Genomic DNA, 26,417 nt, shown 5'->3' on the forward strand with positions numbered 1-26,417 from the left:
GCCGAGTCGGACCAAGCGTATTTCGTCTATCGATTTTTTGAGCGGCCCCATCGCGCAGGACCCAGCCCGGGCTTGGCCGGAGAAAATAAATCCGTATAAAAATCAATTACTTGCCGTGGTATACCAGACTGCGACAAACACGCACTTGATTTATGGCACTGCACTCGGCTATTTGTGCATTGCGACACGGCGATTGGCGTCGCTGTGTCGCTGCCCTCCTTGGGCGTTTCCTCCCTAGACTTGGGCCGTCTGCTCACGCGGACGGCCCCTTTCTTTTTGGGCTGGCCGATCCGGCATTCGCCGTCACCCGCCGCCCTGTCTAGGCCCCTCTCGTTCCATCCCTGGATGCGGTCTTGCGCCGCGATGTTCGATCCCGTGTCTCAGCGGGCCTCTTCGCATGGCGAAGCGTGTCCGGGCCGGAATTCGATGGTGGCGGGGTAATCCCCCGCAAACCGTGCGCAATAGGTAGCCTTGCCATACGAAAAACGCAAGGCACCTTATGCAAAAATGCAGGGCTTTGTCATTCAGCTGCCGCACGGGGCGAAGCAAGGCCCTCGGCAACGGCCGTGAACAGATCCCCCATCAACGCGCGGATATCAGCCTGAGCGCTCGCAAACCCGCTATTCCGCTCATAGACGGCCTCATCCATGTAGAGGCTGCGGTTCAGCTCGATCTGCACCGCATGCAGCCCGGCTGAGGGATTTCCGTAATGCTCGGTGATGTAGCCGCCTGCATAGGGCTTGTTGCGCACCACCCGGTAGCCGCGGGCGATGAGGGAGCGCTCGATGGCGTCGGTGACCACCTCGCTGCAACTCGTGCCGTAGCGGTCGCCAATCACGAAATCCGCCCGCGCCACCTCGTCGCGCGCGGAGGTGGAGGGCATGGAATGGCAATCCACCAGCACCGCCAGCCCCCATTCCCGCTGGATGCGCCCCACGAGGCGGCGCAAGGTCTGGTGGTAGGGCTTGTAGTAGGTTTCGATACGCTCCAGCGCTTCGTTCACGGCGAGCCGGCGCGGGTAGATCTCCTGCGCGTCACCCACCACCCGGGCGATGGTGCCAAGCCCGCCCGAGACGCGAATCGACCGCGTGTTGGCGAAGGGCGGCAGGCGGCCATCGAACATGCGCGGGTCGAGTTCGTAGGGCTCGCGATTGAGATCGAGGAAGGACCGGGGAAACAGCGCCCGCATCATCGGCGCGCCGAGCGCGATGCAATCGCTGAACAATTCGTCGACGAACGTATCTTCCGAGCGGCGCAGGGTTGCAAAATCGAGACGGGTCTGCTCGACGAAGCTGCGCGGATAGATGCGGCCGGAATGCGGGGAGTTGAAGAGGAAGGGCGCGTGCGCCTCGTCCGGAGCGAGCACCTCGAAAGCGGGTTCAATGGTGTCGGCGAGGCAGGCAGTCATCAAGAACCCAGCACCTTGGAATAGTTCCGGAATTCACACCGGAGAGCGGCGGAATGATGGCCCGGCTGAGCACCTTTTGGGAAGGGGTGGCGCGGCTTTCACTTCGAATTTACCCGAATGCGGCAGACAAGTCATATGAACCCCCAGCTTCGGCCGGGGGGTGGACAGAACACGACATCAGGGGAAGCGGCGTGGCCAAGATCCTGCTCGCTGAAGACGACAACGACATGCGCCGCTTCCTCGTGAAGGCGCTGCAGAATGCGGGCTACGCCGTCGCGTCCTGCGACAACGGCCGCTCCGCCTACGAGCGCATGCGGGAGGAGCCGTTCGAGCTGCTGCTCACCGACATCGTGATGCCCGAGATGGACGGCATCGAGCTGGCGCGCCGGGCGACCGAACTCGACCCGGACCTCAAGGTCATGTTCATCACCGGATTCGCCGCGGTCGCCCTCAATGCCGACGGCGAGGCGCCGAGCGAGGCCAAGGTGCTCTCCAAGCCCTTCCATCTGCGCGACCTCGTGAGCGAGGTGGGCAAGATGCTGGCGGCGGCCTGACCCGTCATCCACAGGCCGGAACACTCTCACATACACCCGCCTTGCCTCCGGCGATCCGAGCCGATATAGAGGCGGCTCCTGCGAGGGGGCGCGTAGCTCAGCGGGAGAGCACTACGTTGACATCGTAGGGGTCACAGGTTCGATCCCTGTCGCGCCCACCATCCCTCACCTCATCATCCGGCGATTGATCCGTCCGGCGGCACCTGCCGTCCGGGCCATCATCGATTCCGCCGCGGCGGCCATCCAGCGTGGCACCCGCTGCGTATGATGGGGGCGCCTGCGGGCGCATTGACGCGCCCCGGCCGAGGCGCCATCTCACCGGCAGCAGCCGAGGACCCGATGATCGACGCTCCCGCCTTTTCTCCCGATGCCACCCATCTTCCCAAGGACCACCCGAAGGTGGCGTTCGGGCGCATCGGCGTGCTTATCGTCAATCTCGGCACGCCGGAGGCGACGGACTACTGGTCCATGCGCGCCTATTTGAAGGAATTCCTCTGGGACCGCCGGGTGATCGAGGTGAACCGGGCGCTGTGGTGGTTCGTGCTCAACGCCATCATCCTCACCAAGCGCCCCGGCCCCAAGGGCCGCGACTATGCGAGCATCTGGAACAACGCGCGCAACGAAGGCCCGCTGAAGACCATCACCCGCGACCAGGCCGAAAAGCTTGCCGCCCATTTCGCCAGCATCGATGACCGCATCGTGGTGGATTTCGCCATGCGCTACGGCAAGCCACCCATCGCCGAGCGCCTCGCCGCGCTGCAGGCGCAGGGCTGCGAGCGCATCCTGCTCGTGCCGCTCTATCCGCAATATGCCGCCGCCACCTCGGCCACGGTCTGCGACAAGGCCTTCGACGCGCTGAAAGAGATGCGCTGGCAGCCGACGCTACGCGTCGCCCCGCCCTGGCACGACGATCCGGTCTATATCGATGCGGTGGCCCGCGACCTTGAGCGGCATCTCGCGGCGCTGGACTTCGAGCCGGAGGTGATCCTCGCCTCCTTCCACGGCGTGCCGAAGTCCTACCTCATGAAGGGCGACCCCTATCACTGCCAGTGCGCCAAGACCGCCCGCCTGCTGCGCGCGCGCCTCGGCATGGACGAAAAGCGCTTCCGCCTCACCTTCCAGTCCCGCTTCGGCCGTGAGGAATGGCTGAAGCCCTATACGGATGAGACGGTGAAGGCCCTCGCCGAGAGCGGCGTGAAGCGGCTCGCCGTATTCAACCCCGGCTTCGTCGCCGACTGTCTGGAGACGCTGGAGGAGATCGGCGTCGAGAACCGCGAGATCTTCGAGCATGCGGGCGGCGAGAAGTTCGCCGCCATCCCCTGCCTCAATGCGGGCGACGAGGGCATGCGGGTGCTGAAGACCGTGGTGGAGCGGGAATTGCGGGGCTGGGTGGGCTAACGCCCCGCCCCTCACTCCCCCTTGGGCTCCACCTTCGCGGCTTCCCAGCCGAGTATGGCGCGCTTGCGCGTCAGGCCCCAGTGATAGCCGGTGAGGTCGCCGCTCTTGCCGATGACACGGTGGCACGGCACCACGAAGGAGATGGGGTTCTTGCCGATGGCCGCGCCCACCGCCCGGGCAGCCTTGGGCCGTCCCACATGCTCGGCGATGGTGGAATAGGTGGTGGCCCGGCCCATGGGGATGCGCAGCAGCGTCTCCCACACCCTTATCTCGAAATCCGTGCCGATGAAGACGATGCGCAGCGGCTGGTCGCCCCGGCAGGATGCGGGATCGAAGATCTGCGCCACCAGCGGGGCGGTCGCTGTCGGGTCTTCCACATAGGTTGCGTTGGGCCAGCGCGAGCGCATGTCGGCGAGCGCGGCCGCCTCCTCCCCGAGATCGGCAAACGCGAGGCCGCACAGGCCGCGCGGCGTGGACATGGCGAGCGCCTGCCCGAAGGGGGACGGGTGGAAGCCGAAGCGGATGACGAGGCCGGCGCCGCCGGTCTTCCACTCCCCCGGCGACATGGCCTCATGCACCACGAAGAGGTCATGCAGCCGCCCGGGACCGGACAGGCCCAGCTCCAGCGCGGCATCGAGCACGTTGGGGCATTCGGCGACGATGCGCCGGGCGCGGTCCAGCGTCACCGCCTGGAGGAACGCCTTTGGCGTAAGGCCGCACCAGCGGCGGAACAGGTCGGTGAGCGCACGGGCGGAGACGCCGGTGGCGGCGGCAATCTCCTCCACCTCCGGCTGCCGGCGCACGTTGCAGGAGATGTATTCCACTGCACGCCGCACCACGTCGTAGTCGCGGGCGGCGATGTCGAGCGGGGCGGCAGGCGTCGCCGTCAGCGCCGGCGCCGCCGCGGGCAGGATGAGATCGGGGGCATCGAGCGCCAGCACGGCACGTCTCCTTCTGATCGAGCGTTGCCCATCTCAGCAGGCGCCGCAAGGCCCGGCCACCCGATTTCCCCCGCCCCGGTCACGTCCTTCAGGCAGGATCGCGCCGCACGGTCAGGCCGTTGAAGGTCTGCTGGCCGGCCATGCACTGGATGCGGTTGATGTTGACGTGGCGGGGCACGGTGCAGGCGAAATACACCTGCTCGGCGATGTCCTCGCCGGTCATGGGTGTGTAGCCGGCATAGACCTGATCCGCCTTGCCCTTGTCGCCGGAGAAGCGAACCACGGAGAATTCGGTCTCGACCAGGCCCGGCTCGATGTTGGTGACGCGCACGCCGGTTCCGGCCACATCCGCCCACAGGTTCAGGGAGAACTGCTTCACGAAGGCCTTGGTGGCGCCGTAGACGTTGCCGCCGAAATAGGGGTAGTCGCCGGCGACCGAGCCGGTGAACACCACATGACCCTCCTTGCGCGCCACCATGGCCGGCAGGCTCGCGCGCACGGTGGTGAGCATGCCTGTGATGTTGGTCTCCACCATGGTCTTCCACTCGTCCAGGTCCGCATTCTGCGCGGGCTCGAGCCCGAGCGCGAGGCCGGCATTGGCGAAGACGATGTTGTAGTCGGCGAACGGCGCCGGCAGGCTGGCGAAGGCCTCGAAGGTCGCCTTCTCGTCCCGCACATCGAGTTCCAGCGGGAGGATCAGGTCGCCGAATTCGGCCTTGAGGCCTTCCAGGCGGTCGGCCCGGCGGCCCACCGCCACCACCTTCGATCCGGCGCTCGCGAAGCGGCGGACGGTGGCGGCGCCGATGCCCGAGGTGGCGCCGGTCACGATGAGGGTCAGCGTGCGGGGATCGAGCATGGCCATGGAAAGCTCCGAGCAAGGAAAGGACAGCAGAAAGATGCGGAATATCGTGCCGCCAAGGTGAGCACGTGATTAAACCGCCTTAACCATCGCGTCCATCCGTCGCCCTGGATCGGTATTAGGATACATCATCAGCCTTGCTACTGCCATGATCTCCCGAAAGGGTGCGTTTACCCGCAGCCGGCTAGGGTTTGCGCCCGTCAGTTGCGGTCCGAACGTCGATGGCGTCCCGTGCGAGCCACTCTGGGGCGGGTGGCAGTTTTGGTGCGGAGGCGCTAGGTTGCGGACACGTCCGGAGAACAATGGATGAAGGTGGTTCTGGTTACGGCGGCGCTGGCGCTGACCCTTGGCGGGTGCAGCACGGAGCTTGACGGCTTCGGGGCGAAGCCGTCCGCCACGGCGGCCAATCGCGTGCTCACGGCGCCGACGGGTGCGGTCGAATCCTCACCCGTGCCCGGCAATGTGTCCACCGCCGCGGCCGACACCGCCACCGGCGCCATCACGCCGCGCACCACCGCCTCCAACGTGCCGCTCACCCCGCCTCCGGCCAACCCCGGCGCCACCGCCTTCGCCCCGAGCGCGGCCAAGGAACAGGTTTCCGGCGCCTGGAGCTTCTCCTGGGATGGCGGCAAGGCGTCGTGCCCAGTCCGCCTCGGCACCGACCGCGGCCTCAGCGGCCTTTCCGCCCAGGCCGATGTCTCCTGCCCCAGCGAGATCTTCATGACCAAGGGCTGGGACATGATGGGCTCGGACATCGTGCTGCAGAACCATCAGGGCAAGGTCACCGCCCGGCTCCAGCCGGATGGACCCAACCATTATGTCGGCACCATCGCCGAGACCGGCCAGCAGGTCGCCCTCGCCCGCTGAGGCGGGCAACGTCAGGTCCCCCGCTGAGGCGCGCGAAACTTAAGTCCCCGCCTTCTCCCGCGCGCCGAATCGCTCCGCGAACACCAGCTCCTCCAGCGGCAGGCGCTGGCGCCAGCCGGCGCGCTCGAGGTCGGGCGTCGCCGCGAACCCATCCACATAGCCCACGCACAGCAGCGCCACGGGTACGATGTGGTCCGGAATGGCGAGTATGCGGTGCAGGTCAGCGAGGTCCAGGATGGACACCCAGCCGACACCCAGATTTTCCGCCCGTGCCGCCAGCCAGATGTTCTGCACCGCGCAGACCGTGGAGTAGATGTCCATTTCGCTCTGGTGCGTGCGCCCCAGCACCACCGGCCCCGCCCGGTCCCGTTCGCAGGTGATGCACAGGAGGAGCGGCGCCTCGCGCAGGCCCTCCAGCTTCAGCGTGCGATAGAGCTGCGCCCGCTCGCTCTCGAACATCGCGGCGGCTTCGGCATTGGCACGGGAAAAGGCGTCGTGCAGCGCTGCCTTCGTCTCGGCCGAGCGCACCACGATGAAGTTCCACGGCTGGAGGAAGCCGACGGACGGCGCCGCATGGCCGGCGGCCAGCACGCGGGCGAGCACCGCGTCGGGCACTGGATCGGGCAGGAAGTTCCGGCGCACGTCCCGCCGCGCGGCAATGCAGCGGTAGATGGCGGCGCGCTCGTCCGCCGAGAAACTGTCGTCCCGGACCATGGCCGCGCCCCCCTTTGTGTGTTGGTGCCATTCGGCGGCAGCGCGGCGGAGAGGTCAACCCGCCCGCGCTCACACACCACCGATCAGCCGCCCCACCGCATCCCGCCACTGGGCGATGCGGCCAGCGCGCACCTCGGGCAGCATCTGCGGCGTGAACCGCCGCTCCAGCCGCCACTGGCCGGCGAACACATCCGGCGGCGGGAAGAAGCCGCATTCCAGACCAGCCAGATAGGCGGCGCCGAGCACGGTCGTCTCCTTCTCCACCGGCCGGTCCACCGGCGCGCCGAGGAGGTCGGCGAGGCGCTGCATGGTGAAGTCCGAGGCGGTCATCCCGCCATCCACGCGCAGCACGGTGTCGCCGTCCGGCCAGTCGGCGCGCATGGCGTCGATCAAGTCCACGGTCTGGAAGCAGACGCTTTCCAGCGCCGCCCGCGCCAGCTCCGCCGGTCCGGTGGCGCGGGTAAGGCCGAACAGGGCGCCGCGCACCTCCGGCCGCCAATAGGGCGCGCCGAGGCCGACGAAGGCGGGGACGAGGATCACGTCCTGTTCCGCGTCGGCCTGCACCGCGAGGCGGTCGCTCTCGCTGGCGGCGGAGATGATCTTCAGCCCATCGCGCAGCCATTGCACCGCCGCGCCGGCGACGAAGATGGAGCCTTCCAGCGCATAGGTCCGCCGTCCGCCGATCTGGTAGGCGATGGTGGTCAGCAGCCGGCTGGAGGAGGCGACGGGCGTCGTCCCCGTGTTCAGCAAAGCGAAGCAGCCGGTGCCGTAGGTGGATTTCACCATGCCCGGCGCGAAGCACGCCTGCCCCACCATGGCCGCCTGCTGGTCTCCCGCCACGCCGCGGATGGGGATGGGACCACCGAACAGCGCGGGGTCGGTGGTGCCGAAGTCCGCGGCGCAGTCCTTCACCTCCGGCAGGAGCGCGCGCGGCACGCCGAACACCGCGAGGAGGTCGTCGTCCCACGCGCCGCGATGGATGTCGAAGAGCAGGGTGCGCGCGGCATTGGTGGCGTCCGTGGCATGGACGCGACCTCCTGTGAGGCGGTGGAGCAGGAAGCTGTCCACCGTGCCGAAAGCCAGCTCCCCTGTCTCCGCCCGCTCCCGCGCGCCGGGCACGGCATCGAGGATGTGGGCGATCTTGGTGGCGGAGAAATAGGGATCGAGCAGAAGGCCCGTGCGCGCGCTCACCAGCGCCCCATGGCCTTCCGCCTCCAGCTGCGCGCAGGCCTCGGCCGTGCGGCGATCCTGCCAGACGATGGCGCGGTGGATCGCACGGCCGCTCGCCCGCTCCCACACGAGGGTCGTCTCGCGCTGGTTGGTGATGCCGATGGCAGCGATATCGGACGCCGCAGCGCCGGCCTTCGCCAGCACCGCGCGGCAGCAGCGGAGCACGGTGCCGAAGATGTCCTCCGCCTCCTGCTCCACATGGCCGGAGGCCGGAAAGTGCTGCGGCAGTTCCTCCTGCGCCAGCGCCGCGACGGAGCCGTCCTGCCGCACCAGAAGCGCGCGCGAGGAGGTGGTGCCCTGATCGATGGCGAGAATGTAGGCGGCCACGGCGTCCTCCCCTTGTTCTGTTTTCAGACGCGGCGCGCCGCCATTCTAGCCGCCACGTAGGCGTCGAGCGCCGCCACCGCGTGCGGCGCGGTGCGCAGGCCGAGCTTGGACCGCCGCCACAGCACGTCGGCCGCGGTCTCGGCCCATTCCCGGTCCATCAGATAATCCACCTCGCGGACGCACAGATGCGCGCCGAACCAATCGCCGAGGTCGTCCTCGTCGGTGACGCCCTCCAGCAATTGGAAAGCCGACGTGCCATAGGCCCGCGCGAGCCGGGCGAGCAAAGCGGGATCGAGCGCCGGGAACGCGCCGCGCAGGGCGCGCACCAGCGTCTCGTAGCCCTCCCGCGGGAAATCACCCCCCGGCAGGCGCGCCTTGGCGGTGAAGGGCGCGCCGAGATGGGGAAAATGCGGCGCAAGCCGCGTCAGCGCCGCCTCGGCCAGCCGGCGATAGGTGGTGATCTTGCCGCCGAACACGGTGAGGAGCGGCGCGCCCTCGTCGGGCGCATCGAGGGCGAGCACATAGTCCCGCGTCGCCGATTGGGCCGCTCCGGCGCCGTCATCATAGAGGGCGCGCACACCGGAATAGGTCCACACCACCTGCTCGGGGGCGATGGTGGCGGCGAAATATTCGCTGGCCGCCGCACACAGATAGGCGACCTCCTCCGGCGTTGCGTGGACATCCTCCGGATGGCCGGAGAAGTCGCGGTCGGTGGTGCCGATGAGGGTGAAGTCGCCCTCGTAGGGGATGGCGAAGATGATGCGCCCGTCCGCATTCTGGAAGATGTAGCAGCGCTCGTGCGCATAGAGCCGCGGCACCACGATGTGGCTGCCCTGCACGAGCCGCAGCGGCGCGTGCTGTTCGCCCCGGCCGGTCTTCAGCACGTCGAGCACCTCGCCCGCCCAGGGGCCGGCGGCATCCACCAGCGCCCGCGCCTTCACCGTTTCGGACCGACCCTCGTGCTCGCTATCGATCACCCAGAGCGCGCCGTCCCGCCGGGCGCCGGTCACGCGGGTGCGCGGGCGGATGGAGGCGCCCCGGTCGGCGGCGTCGCGGGCGTTGAGCACGACCAGGCGCGCATCCTCCACCCAGCAGTCGGAATATTCGAAGGCCCGGCCATAGCCCGGCCGCAGGGGCTGGCCGGCGGGATCGTGCTGCAGGTCCAGCGTGCGGGTGGGCGGGAGCAGACGGCGGCCGCCGATATGGTCGTAGAGCCACAGGCCGAGCCGCAGCATCCAGGCCGGGCGCAGGCCGGGATGGTGCGGCAGCACAAAGCGCAGCGGCCAGACGATGTGAGGCGCGATGCCCCACAGAACCTCCCGCTCGGCCAGCGCCTCGCGCACCAGCCGGAACTCGTAATATTCGAGATAGCGCAGGCCGCCATGGATGAGCTTGGTGGAGGCGGAAGAGGTGCCGGAGGCAAGATCCCCCTTCTCGAACAGCACCACGCTGAGGCCACGCCCCACGGCGTCCCGGGCGATGCCGCAGCCATTGATGCCGCCGCCGACGATGGCGAGGTCGAAGACCTGACCGCTCTCCTCCATCTCGGCCTCCCGGTGCGGAATCGGTGCGCCCTCCAGACGATGCCCGAGCCGCGTCGCAGGTCAACGGCTACGTCGCGGTTCCGTGTGGACGAGCGGGCGCCCCGCCGCCTCAGACGTTGATGAGGCCGCCCGCCGAGAACCCGCCGTCCACGGCGATGGTCTCGCCGGTGACAAAGGAGGACGCCCGTTCATCCAGCAGGAATGAGACGGCGCCGCACACCTCCTGCGGCGTGCCGGTGCGGCGGAGCGGCAGGGTCTTCAGCCACGCCGCGCGGGTTTCGGCGGTGAGCAGTTCGCGCACCAGCGGCGTCTCGATGGGGCCGGGCGCCACCGCATTCACGCGGATGCCCAACGGCGCAAACTCCACCGCGAGGACTTTCGTCAGCGTCACCACGCCGCCCTTGGAGGCGCCATAGGCGGAACGGCCGAGATTGCCGCGCAGGCCGGAAACGGAGGCGATGTTGACGATGGAGCCGCCGCCCGTCTCCCGCATGGCCTTCGCGGCCTCCCGCGCGACGACGAAGCTGCCGACGAGGTTGATGTCGAGCACCTTGCGGAACAGTTCCACCGTCGTGTCGAAGGCGGGAATGTCACGCGCGATACCGGCCGAGTTCACCACGCCTCTGAGCGGCCCGAAGTCCTCCGCCGTGCGCGCCACGGCCGCCGCCACCGCGCTTTCGTCGGTGATGTCCACCGTCTCGAACCGCACCCGCTCCCCGTGGGGGGCGAGGTGCTCCCGCGCCTTGGCGATGCTGTCGGCGGCAAGGTCCAGCGCGACGACGCGCCAGCCCTCGCCAAGCAGGGTTTCCACCACGGCAAGACCGATGCCGGAGGCACCGCCGGTGACGATGACGCTGCCCTTCATGCCCTCCCCCGTCACAGCCCGATCAACCCGCCGGCGGTGAAGCCGCCATCCACGCTGATGGTCTGGCCGGTGACGTAGGACGATTTTTCGGGATCCAGCAGAAAGGCGATGGTGCCCGCCATCTCCTTCGGCTGCGCATAGCGATTGAGCGGCACGCGGGCGAGCCATGCGGCGCGGGCCTGGTCTGTGTGGACCGCCTGAACCAGCGGGGTATCCACCGGCCCCGGCGCGATGGCGTTGACGCGGATGCCGAGGGCCGCGAACTCCACCGCGAGGATCTTGGTGAGCACCACCACCGCGCCCTTGGACGAGCCGTAGGCGGCGCGGCCGAGATTGCCCTGGATGCCCGAAACGGACGCGATGTTGACGATGGAGCCGGCGCTGCGCGCCTGCATCACCTTCGCCGCCTCCCGCGCCACCAGGAAGGTGCCGATGACGTTCACGTCGAGGATCTTGCGGAAGATGTCGGCGGAGGTCTCCAGCGCCGGGATGTCGCGGGCGATGCCGGCGGAGTTCACCACCCCCCACAGCAGCCCGAACCCGCTCTCCGTCTCGGCGACGAGCTTCACCACCTGCGCCTCGTCGGAAATGTCGGCCTGGACGACCCGCACCTTGTCGCCATGGGCGGCGAGCGCCGCCCGCGCCTTCTCGATGCTTTCCGGCACGAGGTCGGCGGCGACCACCCGCCAGCCCTCGGCCAGAAGCTCCTCCACCACGGCGAGGCCGATGCCCGAGGCACCACCCGTCACGATCACGCTTCCCGGTCTCGACACGGCGTTTCTCCCTGAGGGTGTTTTAGGCAGGACGGCGGCTCAGATGAGCCCGCGCTCGGCCAGGGCCTCGCGCACCATCTTCTTGGTGATCTTGCCGTAGGCGGATTTCGGCAGCGCGTCCCAGAAATGCACGCGCCGGGGCAGCTTGTAGCGGGCAACCTTGCCATCGAGGAACGCGACCAAGTCCTCCTCGCTCACGCTCTGCCCGTCGCGCAGCACGCAGACGGCGACGCCCACCTCGCCCCACATGGGGTCCGGCACGCCGAGGATGGCGACCTCGGCGATGGCGGGATGGGTGAGCACCTTCTCCTCCACCTCGCGCGGATAGACGTTGGAGCCGCCCGATATGTACATGTCGGAGGCGCGCCCCGTGATGTAGACGAAGCCCTCGTTGTCCATGTGGCCGAGGTCGCCGGTGCGGAACCAGCCGTTGCGGAACGCCTTCGCATTGGCCTCGGGATTGTCGTAATAGCCCGCCAGCACCGCCGGGCCGCAGACACAGATCTCGCCGGTCTCGAAAGGTGCGACCTCGCCGCCGGCATCGTCCTGAATCTGGACCTGCATGCCGGTGCGCTCGAAGCCGCAGGTGCCGACCTTCACGTGCGGGCCGTCCTCGGGATCGTGCAGATAGGGCGGCAGGACGGTGATGTTGCCGGTCACCTCCCCGAGGCCGAAATACTGCACCAGCACCTTGCCGAGCTTCCTCAGCGCGAACTTCTGGTCCTCCCGGTACATGGGCGCGCCGGCATAGATCACATAGCGCAGGGAGGAATGGTCGAACTGGTCCACCGAGGGGTGCTCGGTGAGCAGCTTGGTGATGGTCGGCACGGTGAACATGTTGGTCACCCGCCAGTCCTGCACCAGCCGCCACGCCTCCGCCGCATCAAACCGCTCGGAGGGCATGAGGATGGTCTTCACCCCCCGCGCCACCTGCACCAGCTGGTGCACGCCAGCGCCGTGGGAGAGCGGCGCCACCACGAGAGAGGCGTCCTGCTCCGTGGTGCCGGGCATCAGGTCGCACAGATGATTGGTGATGACGAAGGCCATCTGGCCGTGGGTCAGCACCGCCGCCTTGGGCCGCCCGGTGGTGCCGGAGGTGAAGAAGAACCAGCAGGGGTCGTCATGCTCCACGTCCGCCACCGGCACCTGTTCGCCGAGCCGGGCGGCGACGAGGGCGCCATAGTCCGCGCCGAAATCCGCGGTGCCGATGGCGATGATCTCGCGGATCGCCGGGGCCTCGGCGCGCACGGCCTCCACATGCTCAGGAAAATCGCGGTGGCAGATCATCACGCTCGCGCCCGAGGCGGAGGCGAGATAGGCGACCTCCCCCGGCGTCTGGCGGAAATTGGTGGGCACCCACACCGCGCCCAGCCGGAAGGCGGCGAACATGCTCTCGAACATTTCGAGGCAGTTCTTCGACTGTACGAGGATGCGGTCGCCCTTGACGACGCCGCGGGCGGCCAGTTCCGCCGCCATGGCATCCACGCGCGCGTCCATCTGAGCCCACGTCACGGTGCGGTCGCCCTCGACGAAGGCGATATGCTGGGGCAGCCGCCGCGCCGCCTGGCGCAGGAAATGCGAGAGGTTCATCACCCGGCGGCTGGTGCGGGCCACGCCGCCACGCGGGGCCTCGGCGACGGTCTGGGCAGGTGCGGACATTCACTTCACTCCGGGATCGGAAACGGTCAGGGCGCCGGGCGGGCGACGGAACGGGCCGGGCGCTGCGCGGGGCTGCGCTCGCTGCCCCCCAGCTTCGCCTCCAGCGCAGCGGCTTCGCGCTGGAGCAGCGGCACCAGATCCTTTTGCCGCTCCGCACCGAGCCGGCTCTCGATGGCGGCGAGCGAGAGGGCGCCGAGCGGGCGCCCGTCCGCCCCGCGCACCACCACGCCGATCCCCCACGAGCCGGCGACGTAAAGGCCCGGATTGAGCGCATAGCCGCGCGCGCGGGTCTCGCCCATGGCGCGGCGCAGCAGGTCGGCCGAATAGCCGGGATAGGCCGCGAGCGCCGCCGCATTGGCTTCGATGATTCGCGCTGCCTCGGCTTCCGGGAGAGCGGCAAGGATGGCGAGGCCGCCCGCGCCGATGCCGAGAGGATGCCGGTCGCCGGCCTGCAGCACATGGGTGCGGATGGGCCAGGTCCCCTCCTCGCGATGCAGACATACGGAGAAGGCACCGCGCGGCACCGAGAGGAAGGCGCAGTCGCCGCTCTGGCGGGCGATGCGGGTGAGGCCGTCGAGGGCGAGGGCATGGATGCCGAAGCGCGGCGCGGCGAGCGTGCCGAGCACATAGGCTTCCGGCCCCACATGATAGCGGCGGCTCGCCTCGTCCTGGTCCACCAGCCCGGCGCGCACCAGTGCGAGCAGCACGCGCCGAACGGTGGGCTTGGACAGGCCGGAACGCGCGACGAGATCGGCAAGGCGGGCGCCCTCCGCCCCCGCGCGGCCCACCAGCATCAGCAGCGCGACCGCGCGCTCGATGCTCTGGGTGCCGCCGGTTACCTCGGGGAGGCTATCCGGGGTCGCGCCCGACGGATGCTCCGGCCCGATTGCTCCGGCGGCGGGCGCCTTAAGTCCCCCTGCCACGCGCGCTCCCTCGATCCAGAATATGGACCTGAATTATCTGGCTACTTGGGACGACCGCCGCGCGGCGTCCGCTGGGACCATAATCTGCTTGCGAAATCCCCACAAGCGGGCCAGCATGGGCGGCGGGAAAAGAGGTCCATATATTGGACCCAAGGAAACCAGTCGGGCCGGGCCGGAGCCAGTCGGGGCGCCGCGCGAAACGGCCGCAAGGAGGAGCACCGATGACCCTGACCCGTCGCACCCTCATCAAGGCGAGCGCCGCCACCGCGCTGACCGGGGCCATCGCCCCGGCTCTGTTCGCCCCCACCGTCGCGCGGGCCCAGAGCGCCGAATTCGCCTACAAATACGCCAACAACCTGCCGGTCACGCACCCCATGAACGTGCGCGCGCAGGAGATGGCGGCGAAGATCAAGGCCGAGACCAAGGGCAGGGTCGAGATCAGCATCTTCCCCTCCAGCCAGCTCGGCGGCGACACCGACATGCTGAGCCAGCTGCGCTCGGGCGCCATCGAGTTCTTCACCCTGTCGCCGCTGATCCTCTCCACGCTGGTGCCCAACGCCTCCATCAGCGGCATCGGCTTCGCCTTCCCGGATTATGCCAGCGTGTGGAAGGCCATGGACGGCGACCTCGGCACCTATGTGCGGGGCCAGATATCCAAGGCCGGCATCATCGCTATGGACAAGATCTGGGACAACGGCTTCCGCCAGATCACCACCTCCACCAAGCCCATCGAGACCGCGGCCGACCTCAAGGGCCTGAAGATCCGCGTGCCGGTGTCGCCGCTGTGGACCTCCATGTTCAAGGCATTCGACAGCGCCCCGGCCTCGCTCAACTTCGCCGAGGTCTACACCGCGCTGCAGACCCGCGCCGTGGACGCGCAGGAGAACCCGCTCGCCATCATCTCCACGGCGAAGCTCTACGAGGTGCAGAAATACTGCTCCCTCACCAACCACATGTGGGACGGCTTCTGGTTCCTCGCCAACCGCCGCGCCTTCGAGAAGCTGCCCGACGATCTGCGCGCCATCGTGGCGGAGAACATCAACGAGGCGGGCCTCAAGCAGCGCGACGACGTGTTCGCCCTCAACAACACCCTGCGCAAGGAGCTGGCGGAAAAGGGCCTCGCCTTCAACGAGCCGAAGGTGGACAGCTTCCGCGACCAGCTGCGCAAGGCCGGCTTCTACGCCGAGTGGAAGGGCAAGTACGGCGACGAGGCCTGGGCCACGCTGGAGAAGTATACCGGCCAGCTCTCCTGAGCCGCCGCTCTTCCTCGCGTTCAAGGGGCGGCCTCGGCCGCCCCTTTTCGTTCAGGGCGCCAGTTGCACCACGATGCCCTCATTGGGCCGAAGGTCGACGGTGTCGCCCACGCGTTCCCCCGCCCGATCGCAGAAGGTGGAGAGCAGGAGGCGGCCGCCGCCGGCCGCTTCCGGCAGCATCGCCGACAGCGGATCGCCGCCGAGATTCAGCGCAACCAGCAGCGTCTCCCCCTCCCCCTGCCGCAGATAGGCGACGAGATCGCCGACCGCCGCGACCGGGGACCACAGGCCCACAGACAAGGCCGGATGCGCCCGCCGCAGGGCGAGCAGTGCGCGGGTGAGGGTGAGCATGGAGGCCCCCTCCCCCTGCTCGCGCTTCACGTTCACCTCGGTGAAATCGTCCGCCAGCGGCAGCCACGGCTCCACCGTGGAAAAGCCGGCGAACGGGCCATCGTCCCACTGCATGGGCGTGCGCGCGCCGTCGCGGCCAAGGCCGAGGCCGGGGACGTTCTTCTCGAACGGGTCCTGCACCCGCTCGGGCGGGATGGACACCTGCGACATGCCGATCTCGTCGCCGTAATACAGCGTCGGCGTGCCCCGCAGCGTCAGCAGCAGCATGGCCGCCACCCGCGCCTGATCGGGACCGAGCCGGCCAACGACACGCGGCCGATCGTGGTTGGAGAGCACCCAGTTGGGCCAGCCCCCTTCGGGGATGGCGGCTTCATAGGCGGCGATCAGCGGCGCCAGCTCCGCCGCGTTCCAGGGCGCCGCCAGCAGCGTGAAATTGAACGGCAGGTGCACGCCCCGCCCGTCCTCGCCGTAATAGGCGGCGATTCGGTGAAGCGGCAGATAGGCTTCGCCGATCAGCACCCGGTCGCCATCGTAGGAATCGGCCAGGTCACGGAAGCCGGCGATCACGTCCATCACTTCCGGCCGGTCGCCGGTATAGAGGTGCGTCAGGGCGGAATGGGGGTTCATGCCCTCGCTGAAGTCGGGATTCGGCGGGTTGTCCCGGAACTCCGCATCCTTGATGACATGCCAGAGCGCATCGATGCGGAAACCGTCCACGCCCCGGTCGAACCAGAAGCGCAGGGCATCGTGCATGGCCTTCACCACCTCCGGATTGCGCCAGTTGAGGTCCGGCTGCTCCTTCAGGAAGGCGTGGTAGTAATACTGGCCGCTCGCCTCGTCATATTCCCAGCCGCTGCCGCCGAATTCCGAGAGCCAGTTGTTGGGCGGCCCGCCATCCGGGCCGGGATCCCGCCAGATGTACCAGTCACGCTTGGGATCGTCCTTGGACGAGCGCGACGCCTTGAACCACGGATGCTCCTGCGAGGAGTGGTTGGGCACGAAATCGAGGATGATCCGGAGCCCCAGGCTGTGAGCCTCCGCCACCAGCCGGTCGAAATCTTCGAGAGTGCCGAACAGGGGATGGATGGCGGTGTAGTCGGCCACGTCATAGCCGAAGTCGGCCATGGGCGAGGGATAGATGGGGGAGATCCAGATGGCGTCGATGCCGAGGTCGGCGAGATAGGGAAGCCGGGAGATGATGCCCGGAAGGTCGCCCACCCCGTCGCCGTCACTGTCCTGGAAGGAGCGCGGATAGATCTGGTAGACGACGCCGGACTGCCACCACAATGGCCCGGTCTTCAGCCACTCGCGTTCCTGCTCCGCCATCGGCGCCTTCTCCCGCTCTGCCGGAGCACTCTTGCGCTCCGGCTCAGATTGGAGAAGTACGGCCGGCCCGGTTCGGTTTCATGACCGGACGCAGGCCGGGGTCGCTTCAGGCCGCGCGGCAGCGGTCGATGGCCCAGCGCACCAGCTTGCGCACGTCCGGATCGGGATCGTCATAGGCGGCTTCCAGCGCGGACACGGCGGCGGGATCGGCGATCTCCCCCAGCGCGGCGGCGGCCTCCTTGCGGACGTTGGAGAGCTGGTCGCCCAGCGCTTCCGCCACCACGGGAACTGCGGCGCGGGCCTTGAGCTTGCCGAGCGCGTTCACCGCCTTGGCCTTCACCTGCCAGGCATCGTCGTTGGCGGCGACGATCAGCGGGTCCACCGCCTCCTGGATCTTGGCCTTGCCGATGGAATAGGCGGCTTCCTCGCGCACCTGCCAGTGGCCGTCCTTGAGCCCGGCGATCAGGGCGGGAACGCCCGCCGTGCCGCTGCGCACAAACACGAGGGCCGCCATCACCGCACGACGCACCGCCGCTTCCGGATCGGTGGCGGCGAGCAGCAGCGCGGGCAGCGCCGCATCCGCCTTCAGGTATCCCAGAACGCCCAGCGCCTCGCGCCGCACGGCGATGTCGGGATCGCTCAGCGCACCGAGGGCCACCGGCATGGCGGAGGGATCCTGCATATCGCGCAGCGCCCGCAGCGCCGAAGCGCGGACGAACGCGCTCAGGGGCCCACCCGTCTCCTGCGCCCGCTCGATGAGGCGGGACGCGGAGGCCGGCTCCTTCTTGTCGGCGAGGCTCTCGGCGGCGGCGAGGCGCACCGCCTCCTCCGCGTCGTCCAGCGCATCGATCAGGCCGAGGGCAGCGGACAGACCGGAATGCTCGTCTAGCGACTTGGCGGCGGCTTCCCGCACGCCGGCATCTGAGTCCTTCAGGCCGGCGAGCAGCAGGTCCACCGCACCCGGGTCCACGCTCTCGGCAAGGCCGAGCATGGCCACGCGGCGGATGCCGGCGTCGGGATCGCGGGCGCGATCCGCCACGGCGTCGAGATCGTCGTCGAAATCGTCGAAGATGGCCATGGCGCTCACCGCAGCAGATAGGGGATTTCGACCTTCACCGCGCCGGTGGGGCAATCCACCTCGCACGGCATGCAATACCAGCACTCGTCATACTTCATGTGCGCCTTGCCCGAGGCCGGGTTGATGGCGAGCACGTCGAGTGGGCACACGTCGATGCAGACGCGGCAGCCCTTCTCGGCGATGCACTTGTCGTCATCGACGGTCACGGGCACGGAGGTGGTGTGATTGGCGAAAGGCATGGGGCAGCTCCGGAATTCGGGGTGAGGCTCACTCGGCGGCGATGGCCGGCGTGCGCAGCTGGTGGTAGGCGCCCATCTCGTCCTCATCGATCTCGACGACATAGGGGTCCACCGCGCGCTTCTTGTGCGCCATGCGGCCCATCTCGTCCTTGTAGAGGAGCGTGTGGCAGAACCAGTTCTCGTTGTCTGTGGCGGGGTGGTCGACGCGCCAGTGATAGAGACCCCAGCGGCTCTCGGTGCGATAGAGCGAGGCGGCGGCGGCCATGTCGGCGCAATCGAGGATGGATTGCAGCTCCAGCGCCCGCATCAATTCATGCGGATCCTTAACGCACAGGGCCGAAAGATCGTCGCGGACCTCGGCGAGGCGGGCCTGGCCGATCTTGTACTTGGCGGTCACCTTCGGCGGCTGGAGATAGTCGTTCACGAGGCGGCGGGCCTTGTACTCCATCTCGAATGGGGTGAGGCCGTCGTCGCGGCGGGTGGGCGCCATCACGCGGGCCTGCTCGCGGGCGATGTCGGCGGCGTCATAGGCCGGCAGGTCGGTGGAGGCGCAGTAATCCGCCGCGTCCTCGCCCGCGATGCCGCCGTTCACGAAGGCGCCGAGCATGTAATTGTGCGGCACGCTCGCCATGTCGCCGGCGGCATAGAGGCCGGGCACGGTGGTGCGGGCGTTCTCGTCCACCCACACGCCCGAGGCGGAGTGGCCGGAGCAGAAGCCGATCTCGGAGATGTGCATCTCCACCATGTTCTGGCGATAGTTGGTGCCCCGGTTCTCGTGGAACCGCCCGCGCGAGGGCCGCTCGTTGGAGTGCAGGATGGTCTCGATCTCGGAGATGGTCTCCTCGGCGAGGTGGGTCATGTTGAGGAAGACCGGGCCGTTGCCGCTCAGCAGCTCGCCGTAGAATTCCTTCATCATCTGGCCCGACCAGTAATCGCACTCGATGAAGCGCTCGCCCTTGTTGTTGGCGGTGTAGCCGCCGAACGGGCCGGTGACATAGGCGCAGGCCGGGCCGTTATAGTCCTTGATGAGCGGATTGATCTGGTAGCATTCGAGGTTCGCGAGGCCCGCACCGGCGTGATAGGCCATGGCATAGCCGTCGCCGCAGTTCGCAGGGTTCTCGTAAGTGCCGAAGAGATAGCCGGAGGCCGGCAGACCGATGCGGCCGGCGGCGCCGCAGGCGAGCACCACCGCCTTGGCGCGGATCACCAGGAACTCGCCGGTGCGGGTGTTGACGCCGATGGCGCCGGCGATACGGCCGTCCGTGCCGGTGAGGAGGCGGGTGGCCATGTAGCGGTTGGTCACCAGCACCTGATGCTTGCGCAGCTGGCGGTAGAGCGCCTTCTTGACGTGATGGCCTTCCGGCATGGGCAGCACATAGGTGCCCATGTGGTGCACCTTGCGCACGTTATATTCGCCGGAGCCGTCCTTCTCGAACTTCACGCCGATGGAGTCCAGATACTGGATCATCGGGTAGGAGCCCGTCGCATAGGCCATCACCGCCTTCTGGTGGACGATGCCGTCATTGGCGACGGTGATCTCCTTCACATACTGCTCGGGGGTGGCGTAGCCGGGGATGACGGCGTTGTTCAGCCCGTCCATGCCCATGGAGACCGCGCCGGAGCGCTTCACATTGGCCTTCTCCATGAGGACCACCTTGAGGCCGGGATTCTTCTCCTTGGCCTTGATGGCCGCCATCGGGCCGCCGGTGCCGCCGCCGATGACGAGGATGTCGGTCTCGACGATCTCGGTCTTCATCTCGTTGTCGAACGCGCTCATGGGTTCATCTCCGGAAGGTCGTTGGCGGCCTCGGCGGCCAGCGCCGCGAGATAGGCGAAGGGGTAGACCCCGCGCTTGTGGCCGTCGGAAAAGGTGAGGTTCAGGCCGTGCGCGCCGAACGGCTCCACGCCGGTGAGGGCCACGCCGGGGAAGGCTGAGGGAAAGCGGTCGCGGGCGCGGTCCGCCGTGCAGGCGGCGCAGCGGCAGGCGGAGCGCAGGCGCTCGGCCGAGAACTCCGCCCGCGTCCCGCCATAGGCAAGGGTCAGGCGGCGCCGGTCCCGGTCGAGGCGGATTTCCTCGACTTCAAGGGGAAGGGGTGCGGGGGCAGACGTCATCATGACCCCGATTGGACATCGCGGCCCCTCCTGCCGATAGCAACTAGTTGCTGGCTGGAGCACTTCCAGGGAGACGCTTTCCGCGGCCCGCGCCCGCGCTATGGTACCAGCCGAGGATCACAGGAAGAGCCGAATGGATCAGGTGGAGTGCATTGTCGCCGGAGCCGGTGTGGTCGGCCTCGCCATCGCCCGCGCGCTCGCGCTGGCGGGCCGGGAGGTGGTGCTGGTGGAGGCGGCGGATGCCATCGGCACCGGCACCTCCTCGCGCAATTCCGAGGTGATCCATGCCGGCATCTATTACGAGCCGGGCAGCCTCAAGGCCGAGCTGTGCGTGCGCGGCCGGGCGCTGCTCTACGCCTTCTGCGAGAGCCACGGGGTGGGGCACAAGCGCATCGGCAAGCTCATCGTCGCCGCCACGCCGGAGGAAGTGGCCTATCTGGAGAAGCTGGCAAAGACCGGCGCGGCCAACGGCGTCGATGACCTGACGATGCTGAGCGGCACGGAAGCGCAGGCGCTGGAGACGGCGCTCTCGGCCCACGCGGCGCTGCACTCGCCCTCGACCGGCATCGTGGATTCTCACGGCCTGATGCTGGCGCTGCTCGGCGACATGGAGGCGGCCGGCGGGATGCTCGCCCTTTCCTCCCCCATCGTGGCCGCAGAGGCGGGAGCGGACGGCATCGTTGTGACCACCGGCGGGCCGGAGCCAATGACGCTTGCCTGCCGCCTGTTCATCAATTCCGCCGGGCTCGATGCCCCTGCCCTCGCCCGCGCCATCTCCGGCATGCCCGCCCATCTGGTGCCGCAAGAGACCATGGCCAAGGGCAATTACTTCTCCTGCCTCAGGAAGGTGCCCTTCTCGCGCCTCATCTATCCGGTGCCGGAGGCGGGCGGCCTCGGCACGCACCTCACGCTGGACCTCGGTGGGCAAGGGCGTTTCGGCCCCGATGTGGAGTGGGTCAGCACGCGGGACTACGTTGTCGACCCCGCCCGCAAGGCCGCCATGATGGCCTCCATCCGCCGCTACTGGCCGGACGTGCGCGAGGAGGATCTGGCACCCGGCTATTCCGGCATTCGGCCGAAGATCCCCGGCGTGGAGGGGCGCGCACCCGATTTCGTCATCCAGGGGCCGGCGGTGCATGGCGTGCCGGGGCTGGTGAACCTCTTCGGCATCGAATCGCCGGGGCTGACGAGCTGCCTCGCCATCGCAGAGCGGGTGGTGGAGGTGGCGGAGGGATAGGGCGGCTACGGCGCACGGCGCAGGCTCACCGTTCCCCGGACAAGCGACGGCACCGCCGGAGCGCTGATCCGGGGTCCAGCGCGAGAGTCCCCGCGCAGCGGGGCAAAACCAGAGGCCGCTGGGTTCGGAAGCGCCTTCGGCGGCCCGTTGCGCTGGACCCCGGCTCGCATTCCGCTGGCGCTGCATGCGTCCGGGGCGCGAGAGAGATTCCCCCAAACAAAAAGGGCAGCGGCCTGGACCGCTGCCCTCTTCAACCACCTAAAGCAGACAGCCCTCAGGCCATCTCGCTTTCCTTCTTGCGCTCCTCGCGCTTGCGGTCGTTGGGGTCCAGGAGGCGCTTGCGCAGGCGGATGGACTTGGGCGTCACCTCCACCAGCTCGTCGTCCTGAATCCACGCCAGCGCGCGCTCCAGCGTCATGCGGATCGGCGGGGTGAGGCGCACGGCCTCGTCCTTGGAGGTGGTGCGGATGTTGGTGAGCTGCTTGCCCTTCAGCACGTTCACTTCCAGGTCGTTGTCCCGGTTGTGCACGCCGATGAGCATGCCCTGGTACACCTTCCATCCGGGCTCGATCATCATCGGGCCGCGATCTTCGAGGTTCCACAGGGCGTAGGCCACCGCCTCGCCCGCCGCGTTGGCGATGAGCACGCCGTTGGTGCGGCCGGCGATCTCGCCGCGATAGGGCGCATATTCGTGGAACAGCCGGTTCATGATGGCCGTGCCGCGCGTGTCGGTGAGCAGCTCCGACTGGTAGCCGATGAGGCCGCGGGTGGGGGCGTAGAAGACGAGGCGCTGGCGGTTGCCGCCGGAGGGGCGCATCTCGATCATCTCGGCGCGGCGCTCGCTCATCTTCTGGACGACGGTGCCGGAATATTCCTCATCCACGTCGATCAGCACTTCCTCGATGGGCTCAAGGGTCTGGCCGGTGGCCTCGTCCTTCTTGAACACCACGCGGGGGCGCGACACGGCGAGCTCGAAGCCCTCGCGGCGCATGGTCTCGATGAGCACCGCCAGCTGAAGTTCGCCGCGGCCCGACACGAAGAAGGAATCCTTCTCGGTGGATTCCTCGATCTTCAGCGCCACGTTGCCCTCCGCCTCGCGGAACAGGCGGTCGCGGATGACGCGGCTGGTCACCTTGTCACCCTCGGTGCCGGCGAGGGGCGAATCATTCACGATGAACGACATGGTGACGGTGGGGGGATCGATGGGCTGGGCTTCCATCGCCTCAGTCACTTCGAGCGCGCAGAAGGTGTCCGCCACCGTGCCCTTGGAGAGGCCGGCAATGGCGACGATGTCGCCCTGCACGCCTTCCTCGATGGGCTGGCGCTCGATGCCACGGAAGGCGAGGATCTTGGAGACGCGGCCCTGCTCCACCAGCGAGCCGTCCTGCGCCAGCACCTTGATCGCCTGGTTCGGCTTGATGGAGCCGGAGGTGATGCGGCCCGTGATCATGCGGCCGAGGAAGGGGTTGGCCTCGAGCAGCGTGCCGATCATGCGGAACGGGCCGTCATCGACGGTGGGCTCGGGCACGTGGCGCAGCACGAGATCGAACAGGGGCGCCATGCCCTGGTCCATGGGGCCTTCGGGGCTGTCGGCCATCCAGCCGCTGCGGCCGGAACCGTAGAGGATCGGGAAATCGAGCTGCTCATCGGTGGCGTCGAGCGCGGCGAACAGGTCGAACACCTCGTTGATGACCTCGGTCGGACGCGCGTCGGAGCGGTCCACCTTGTTGATGGCCACGATGGGCTTGAGGCCGATCTTCAGCGCCTTGCCGACCACGAACTTGGTCTGCGGCATGGGGCCTTCCGCTGCGTCCACGAGCACGATGGCACCGTCCACCATGTTCAGGATACGCTCGACCTCACCGCCGAAGTCGGCGTGGCCGGGGGTGTCGACGATGTTGATGCGCGTGTCCTTCCAGACCACCGAGGTGGCCTTGGCGAGGATGGTGATGCCGCGCTCCTTCTCGAGATCGTTGGAATCCATCACGCGCTCGGCGACCCGCTGGTTCTCGCGGTAGGACCCCGACTGCTTCAGCAGCTCGTCCACCAGCGTGGTCTTGCCGTGGTCGACGTGGGCGATGATGGCGATGTTCCGCAGCTTCATGGAAGGTCCAGCACGAAAACGCGGGTCCGAATGACTCGGGCCCGCCGGGAAAGGGATATTTTGCGGCGCAAAATACACAGAAACCGATCAAGATCAATGCGACCGCGCCGCGACCCGGTCACCGCGACCTCGCCGGGCGCCTTGACGCCCTCCCCTTGCCGCCGCGTTCACGCCGGTTCATCAGGCAAGCCGTGGCGGCGCGGACGCGCGGAACAGGAAGAGACAGGGGCATGTGGATGGACGGGGCGTTCGTTGCGGGTCTTCTGGTCAGCATCATCACCATCGCGATCCAGGCCTTGGGCACGGTCATCGTCATCAAGATGGTGCGCTTCGCCTCGCACCACCTCACCGGACGGCGCAAGATCGAGACCCTCGTCATCGTCATGGCGGCCTCGGGCACGATCCTCACCGTCATCCACCTGCTGGAGGTGATGGTGTGGGCGCAGCTCTATGCGCTCACGGGCGCCACCGAGCCGGACGACATCTACTATTTCGCCTTCGTCAATTTTACGACGCTGGGCTACGGCGACCTCATCCCGGCCCGCCCTTGGCGCATCCTCGGACCGATGACGGCGGCCAACGGCATGCTGTTGTTCGGCTGGTCCACGGCGGTGCTGTTCGCCGTGCTGTCGCGGGCCATCGCCCAGCTTCGCATCCGCTAGGCCCGGTGCCGTCCCGCGTTTGAGGTAAGGTCGTCCCGCCCGGCCTGCGCTATAGTGGATTATAGCGAGGGGCGCGCACGAACCATGGCACCAGGAGCATCGCAGCAGACGGTACCGGATCCGACCGGTTCGGACGGAACCGCACAGCACGCCCTCGCGGCCGCGCAGGTGATGGCCCGCCATCCCTATTTCGCCGCCTTTCCGCTGGAGGAGCTGGTCGACCTGATCGCCCGCGGCGAACGGATGGAGGTTGCGCCCGGCACGCGCCTGCTCTGCCGGGGAGATGTTGGCACCTTCGCCCTCCTGGTGTTCGAGGGCACGGCGGTCGTCACCATCGACACGCCCTACGAGCACGTCCAGCTGGCGCAATTGCAGGCACCGGCGGTGATCGGCGAGATCGCCGCCTTCACCGGCGTCGCCCGCACCGCCCATGTGGATGCCCTCACCCCCATCCGCGCGGTCCGCCTCTCGGCGGAGGTATTGGAGGCAGCCGGACGGCTGCGGCCGGATCTCCTGTCCGCGGTGATGCGCCAGTTCGGTCGCCGCTTCGAGACCTTCAATCAGGTCTTCGGCTTCTACGCCAACGCCCTCAACGCACTGGAGCGGCGGGAATTCGACCTCGCTCTCCTCGATGACCTGCGCAATCCACTGCCGGAGATGGTGGATTTCTCCCACTCCTTCCGCCGTCTCGCCGAGGCGATCATGAGCCGTGCGGCGGAGCGGCGGGAGATGGCCAACGCCGCCGCCATCCAGCGCGCCATGTTGCCCCCGCCTTTGCCGCCGGAGGTGCTGGGCGGCAGAGCGGATATCTTCGCCGCCATGCGCCCGGCCAAGGACGTGGGCGGCGATTTCTACGATTACTTCCTCATCGACGGCCGCCGGCTGGTGGTGACGCTGGGCGATGTCGCCGGCAAGGGCACCCCCGCCGCCTTGTTCATGAGCGCCACCCAGACCGCGCTGCGCATGGTGCTCCGGAGCGAGCCCGACCTCGCCGTCGCGGTGGCGCGGGTAAACGACCTGCTCTGCGCCACCAATGGCGAGGACATGTTCGTCACCCTGTTCTGCGGCGTCATCGACCTCGACACGGGTGTCCTCACCTACTGCAATTGCGGCCATACGGACTGCATGATCCTGCGCGCCGACGGCGGCGTGGAGCGCCCTGCGGCCACCGGGCCGGCGCTCGCGATGATGGAAGGCGCCCGCACCCGCGCCGCGACCGTGACGCTTGCGCCCGGCGACCGGCTGTTCCTGTTTTCGGACGGCCTCACCGACGCGTTCAACCCGGCGGAAGAAGCGTTCGGAGAGGCGCGGCTCGAAGCCGCCGCGACGGCCGCCCTCTTAGCCGCGCCCGACCTTCCCGCCGCAGCCTTCCTTTCCGGCATATTCGACACGGCAATCCGCTGGGCCGACACCGCGCCGCAGTTCGACGACATGACCGCGCTGGCAGTCACGCTCGGCCCGCGCTGATTGGGGGAACCTCCCCCCTCCCCGCGTGTTGCCCAAAGGGGGCGACCGAGCGGAGGACGGCCATGGCCGATGAGCACGATACGCACCCGGCGGCCCCCGACGGCCTGCCGGCGCGGACGCCGCTGGAGCTGGACATTGCCGCGGCGGCCCACCGCAAGATCCTCGTGCTGGCGCTGCAATTGATGGCGCGGGACGAGACCCTTCGACCGGCGCTGGTGGAGGCGGTCAGCCAGAAGCTGACCTTCCACGACGCCCACGAGGATGCGGGCCTCGAGGCCGATACCGCCTTTGCCTTCGAGCGACGGGTGGACGAGGAGTTCCGCCGTATCCTTTCCGATGTGCAGGCCGTGCTCGGCGAGGAGATGCGCTCGCCCGTGGCCTAAGCACGAGGCCACGGCACGCCGATTGCTTCGGGTAGGGAATGACCTTGCTGCCCCGCAAAGTGTCGCGTGATCCGCGCCAAACGCACCCGGCCGTGGCGGGGTTTCCCCCCATCCTTGTCCGCATCCGGACGCATCGCGCGGAA

The 26,417-nt window shown here is 68.3% G+C and carries 24 protein-coding genes and 1 tRNA gene; 9 read left to right on the forward strand and 16 right to left on the reverse strand.

The features are described from left to right. Window positions 1-520: 520 nt before the first annotated feature. Window positions 521-1,408, reverse strand: a complete 888-nt coding sequence (locus tag ACT535_RS17525) for an N-formylglutamate amidohydrolase (protein ID WP_476324709.1) — start codon at window positions 1,406-1,408, stop codon at window positions 521-523. Window positions 1,409-1,599: 191 nt separating this feature from the next. Between ACT535_RS17525 and cpdR the strand changes: the two genes are divergently transcribed. The 3 genes from cpdR (at window position 1,600) to hemH (ending at window position 3,360) form a co-directional block, all read left to right on the forward strand. Next, a complete protein-coding gene (cpdR, locus tag ACT535_RS17530; protein ID WP_168459327.1) occupies window positions 1,600-1,962 on the forward strand; it encodes a cell cycle two-component system response regulator CpdR in 363 nt (120 codons plus the stop codon). Window positions 1,963-2,048: 86 nt separating this feature from the next. Then, a tRNA-Val gene (locus ACT535_RS17535) sits at window positions 2,049-2,123 on the forward strand. Between the two features lie 178 nt (window positions 2,124-2,301). Further along, a complete protein-coding gene (gene hemH, locus ACT535_RS17540; protein WP_476365400.1) occupies window positions 2,302-3,360 on the forward strand; it encodes a ferrochelatase in 1,059 nt (352 codons plus the stop codon). A gap of 11 nt (window positions 3,361-3,371) precedes the next feature. Here hemH and ACT535_RS17545 read toward each other — a convergent pair whose 3' ends face one another. Together ACT535_RS17545 and ACT535_RS17550 are read right to left on the reverse strand one after the other, a co-directional pair. Continuing rightward, on the reverse strand, window positions 3,372-4,301 hold the full coding sequence (locus ACT535_RS17545) for a methylated-DNA--[protein]-cysteine S-methyltransferase (protein WP_476365401.1): 930 nt from the start codon (window positions 4,299-4,301) through the stop codon (window positions 3,372-3,374). An 88-nt stretch (window positions 4,302-4,389) separates the two neighbouring features. Further along, complete coding sequence (locus ACT535_RS17550; RefSeq protein WP_476365402.1) at window positions 4,390-5,163, reverse strand: SDR family NAD(P)-dependent oxidoreductase; 774 nt, start codon at window positions 5,161-5,163, stop codon at window positions 4,390-4,392. 303 nt (window positions 5,164-5,466) lie between these two features. Between ACT535_RS17550 and ACT535_RS17555 the strand changes: the two genes are divergently transcribed. Further along, window positions 5,467-6,027, forward strand: a complete 561-nt coding sequence (locus tag ACT535_RS17555; protein ID WP_168459324.1) for an AprI/Inh family metalloprotease inhibitor — start codon at window positions 5,467-5,469, stop codon at window positions 6,025-6,027. Between the two features lie 39 nt (window positions 6,028-6,066). Here ACT535_RS17555 and bluB read toward each other — a convergent pair whose 3' ends face one another. The 7 genes from bluB to ACT535_RS17590 all read right to left on the reverse strand — a co-directional run bounded on the left by bluB (window position 6,067) and on the right by ACT535_RS17590 (window position 14,026). Beyond that, window positions 6,067-6,741, reverse strand: coding sequence for a 5,6-dimethylbenzimidazole synthase (bluB, locus tag ACT535_RS17560; RefSeq protein ID WP_476365403.1), 675 nt, complete (start codon window positions 6,739-6,741; stop codon window positions 6,067-6,069). A gap of 69 nt (window positions 6,742-6,810) precedes the next feature. Continuing rightward, a complete protein-coding gene (gene glpK, locus ACT535_RS17565; RefSeq protein WP_476365404.1) occupies window positions 6,811-8,298 on the reverse strand; it encodes a glycerol kinase GlpK in 1,488 nt (495 codons plus the stop codon). A gap of 23 nt (window positions 8,299-8,321) precedes the next feature. After that, window positions 8,322-9,842, reverse strand: coding sequence for a glycerol-3-phosphate dehydrogenase (glpD, locus tag ACT535_RS17570; RefSeq protein WP_476365405.1), 1,521 nt, complete (start codon window positions 9,840-9,842; stop codon window positions 8,322-8,324). A gap of 109 nt (window positions 9,843-9,951) precedes the next feature. Then, window positions 9,952-10,707 carry an SDR family NAD(P)-dependent oxidoreductase gene (locus ACT535_RS17575; protein ID WP_476365406.1) on the reverse strand — a complete coding sequence of 252 codons (756 nt, stop codon included), beginning with the start codon at window positions 10,705-10,707 and terminating at the stop codon, window positions 9,952-9,954. An 11-nt stretch (window positions 10,708-10,718) separates the two neighbouring features. Further along, window positions 10,719-11,480 (reverse strand): SDR family NAD(P)-dependent oxidoreductase, encoded by a 762-nt coding sequence (locus ACT535_RS17580; protein WP_476365407.1) that lies wholly within the window; start codon window positions 11,478-11,480, stop codon window positions 10,719-10,721. A 39-nt stretch (window positions 11,481-11,519) separates the two neighbouring features. Beyond that, the gene (locus ACT535_RS17585) at window positions 11,520-13,139 is read right to left on the reverse strand and encodes an acyl-CoA synthetase (RefSeq protein ID WP_476365408.1); all 1,620 of its coding nucleotides are present in this window, start codon (window positions 13,137-13,139) and stop codon (window positions 11,520-11,522) included. 26 nt (window positions 13,140-13,165) lie between these two features. Beyond that, window positions 13,166-14,026: an IclR family transcriptional regulator gene (locus ACT535_RS17590; protein WP_476365458.1), complete on the reverse strand. Its 861-nt coding sequence runs from the start codon at window positions 14,024-14,026 to the stop codon at window positions 13,166-13,168. 257 nt (window positions 14,027-14,283) lie between these two features. On the opposite strand from ACT535_RS17590, the gene ACT535_RS17595 reads away from it, so the two are divergent. Beyond that, the gene (locus tag ACT535_RS17595) at window positions 14,284-15,315 is read left to right on the forward strand and encodes a TRAP transporter substrate-binding protein (protein WP_476365409.1); all 1,032 of its coding nucleotides are present in this window, start codon (window positions 14,284-14,286) and stop codon (window positions 15,313-15,315) included. A 51-nt stretch (window positions 15,316-15,366) separates the two neighbouring features. On the opposite strand, the gene ACT535_RS17600 is transcribed toward ACT535_RS17595, so the two are convergent. From ACT535_RS17600 to ACT535_RS17620, 5 genes are all read right to left on the reverse strand, one after another. Next, window positions 15,367-16,992, reverse strand: a complete 1,626-nt coding sequence (locus ACT535_RS17600; protein WP_476365410.1) for an alpha-amylase family glycosyl hydrolase — start codon at window positions 16,990-16,992, stop codon at window positions 15,367-15,369. A 106-nt stretch (window positions 16,993-17,098) separates the two neighbouring features. After that, a complete protein-coding gene (locus ACT535_RS17605) occupies window positions 17,099-18,070 on the reverse strand; it encodes a HEAT repeat domain-containing protein (protein WP_476365411.1) in 972 nt (323 codons plus the stop codon). Between the two features lie 5 nt (window positions 18,071-18,075). Then, a complete protein-coding gene (locus ACT535_RS17610; RefSeq protein ID WP_024277657.1) occupies window positions 18,076-18,309 on the reverse strand; it encodes a 4Fe-4S dicluster domain-containing protein in 234 nt (77 codons plus the stop codon). Between the two features lie 28 nt (window positions 18,310-18,337). Beyond that, the gene (locus tag ACT535_RS17615; RefSeq protein ID WP_476365412.1) at window positions 18,338-20,086 is read right to left on the reverse strand and encodes a fumarate reductase/succinate dehydrogenase flavoprotein subunit; all 1,749 of its coding nucleotides are present in this window, start codon (window positions 20,084-20,086) and stop codon (window positions 18,338-18,340) included. Further along, on the reverse strand, window positions 20,083-20,424 hold the full coding sequence (locus ACT535_RS17620; RefSeq protein WP_051679039.1) for a DUF971 domain-containing protein: 342 nt from the start codon (window positions 20,422-20,424) through the stop codon (window positions 20,083-20,085). The genes ACT535_RS17615 and ACT535_RS17620 overlap by 4 nt, the downstream gene beginning before the upstream one ends. 130 nt (window positions 20,425-20,554) lie before the next feature. Here ACT535_RS17620 and ACT535_RS17625 point away from each other — a divergent pair, with 130 nt between their 5' ends. Then, window positions 20,555-21,658: an NAD(P)/FAD-dependent oxidoreductase gene (locus ACT535_RS17625; RefSeq protein WP_476365413.1), complete on the forward strand. Its 1,104-nt coding sequence runs from the start codon at window positions 20,555-20,557 to the stop codon at window positions 21,656-21,658. Between the two features lie 274 nt (window positions 21,659-21,932). On the opposite strand, the gene typA is transcribed toward ACT535_RS17625, so the two are convergent. After that, window positions 21,933-23,762, reverse strand: a complete 1,830-nt coding sequence (typA, locus tag ACT535_RS17630; RefSeq protein WP_168459313.1) for a translational GTPase TypA — start codon at window positions 23,760-23,762, stop codon at window positions 21,933-21,935. A 236-nt stretch (window positions 23,763-23,998) separates the two neighbouring features. Here typA and ACT535_RS17635 point away from each other — a divergent pair, with 236 nt between their 5' ends. The 3 genes from ACT535_RS17635 (at window position 23,999) to ACT535_RS17645 (ending at window position 26,274) form a co-directional block, all read left to right on the forward strand. After that, complete coding sequence (locus ACT535_RS17635) at window positions 23,999-24,424, forward strand: ion channel (RefSeq protein WP_476365414.1); 426 nt, start codon at window positions 23,999-24,001, stop codon at window positions 24,422-24,424. An 84-nt stretch (window positions 24,425-24,508) separates the two neighbouring features. Beyond that, on the forward strand, window positions 24,509-25,891 hold the full coding sequence (locus ACT535_RS17640; RefSeq protein WP_476365415.1) for a PP2C family protein-serine/threonine phosphatase: 1,383 nt from the start codon (window positions 24,509-24,511) through the stop codon (window positions 25,889-25,891). Between the two features lie 62 nt (window positions 25,892-25,953). Further along, a complete protein-coding gene (locus ACT535_RS17645) occupies window positions 25,954-26,274 on the forward strand; it encodes a hypothetical protein (protein ID WP_476365416.1) in 321 nt (106 codons plus the stop codon). Window positions 26,275-26,417: the final 143 nt, after the last annotated feature.

The sequence above is a fragment of the Xanthobacter sp. DMC12 genome (assembly GCF_056314105.1).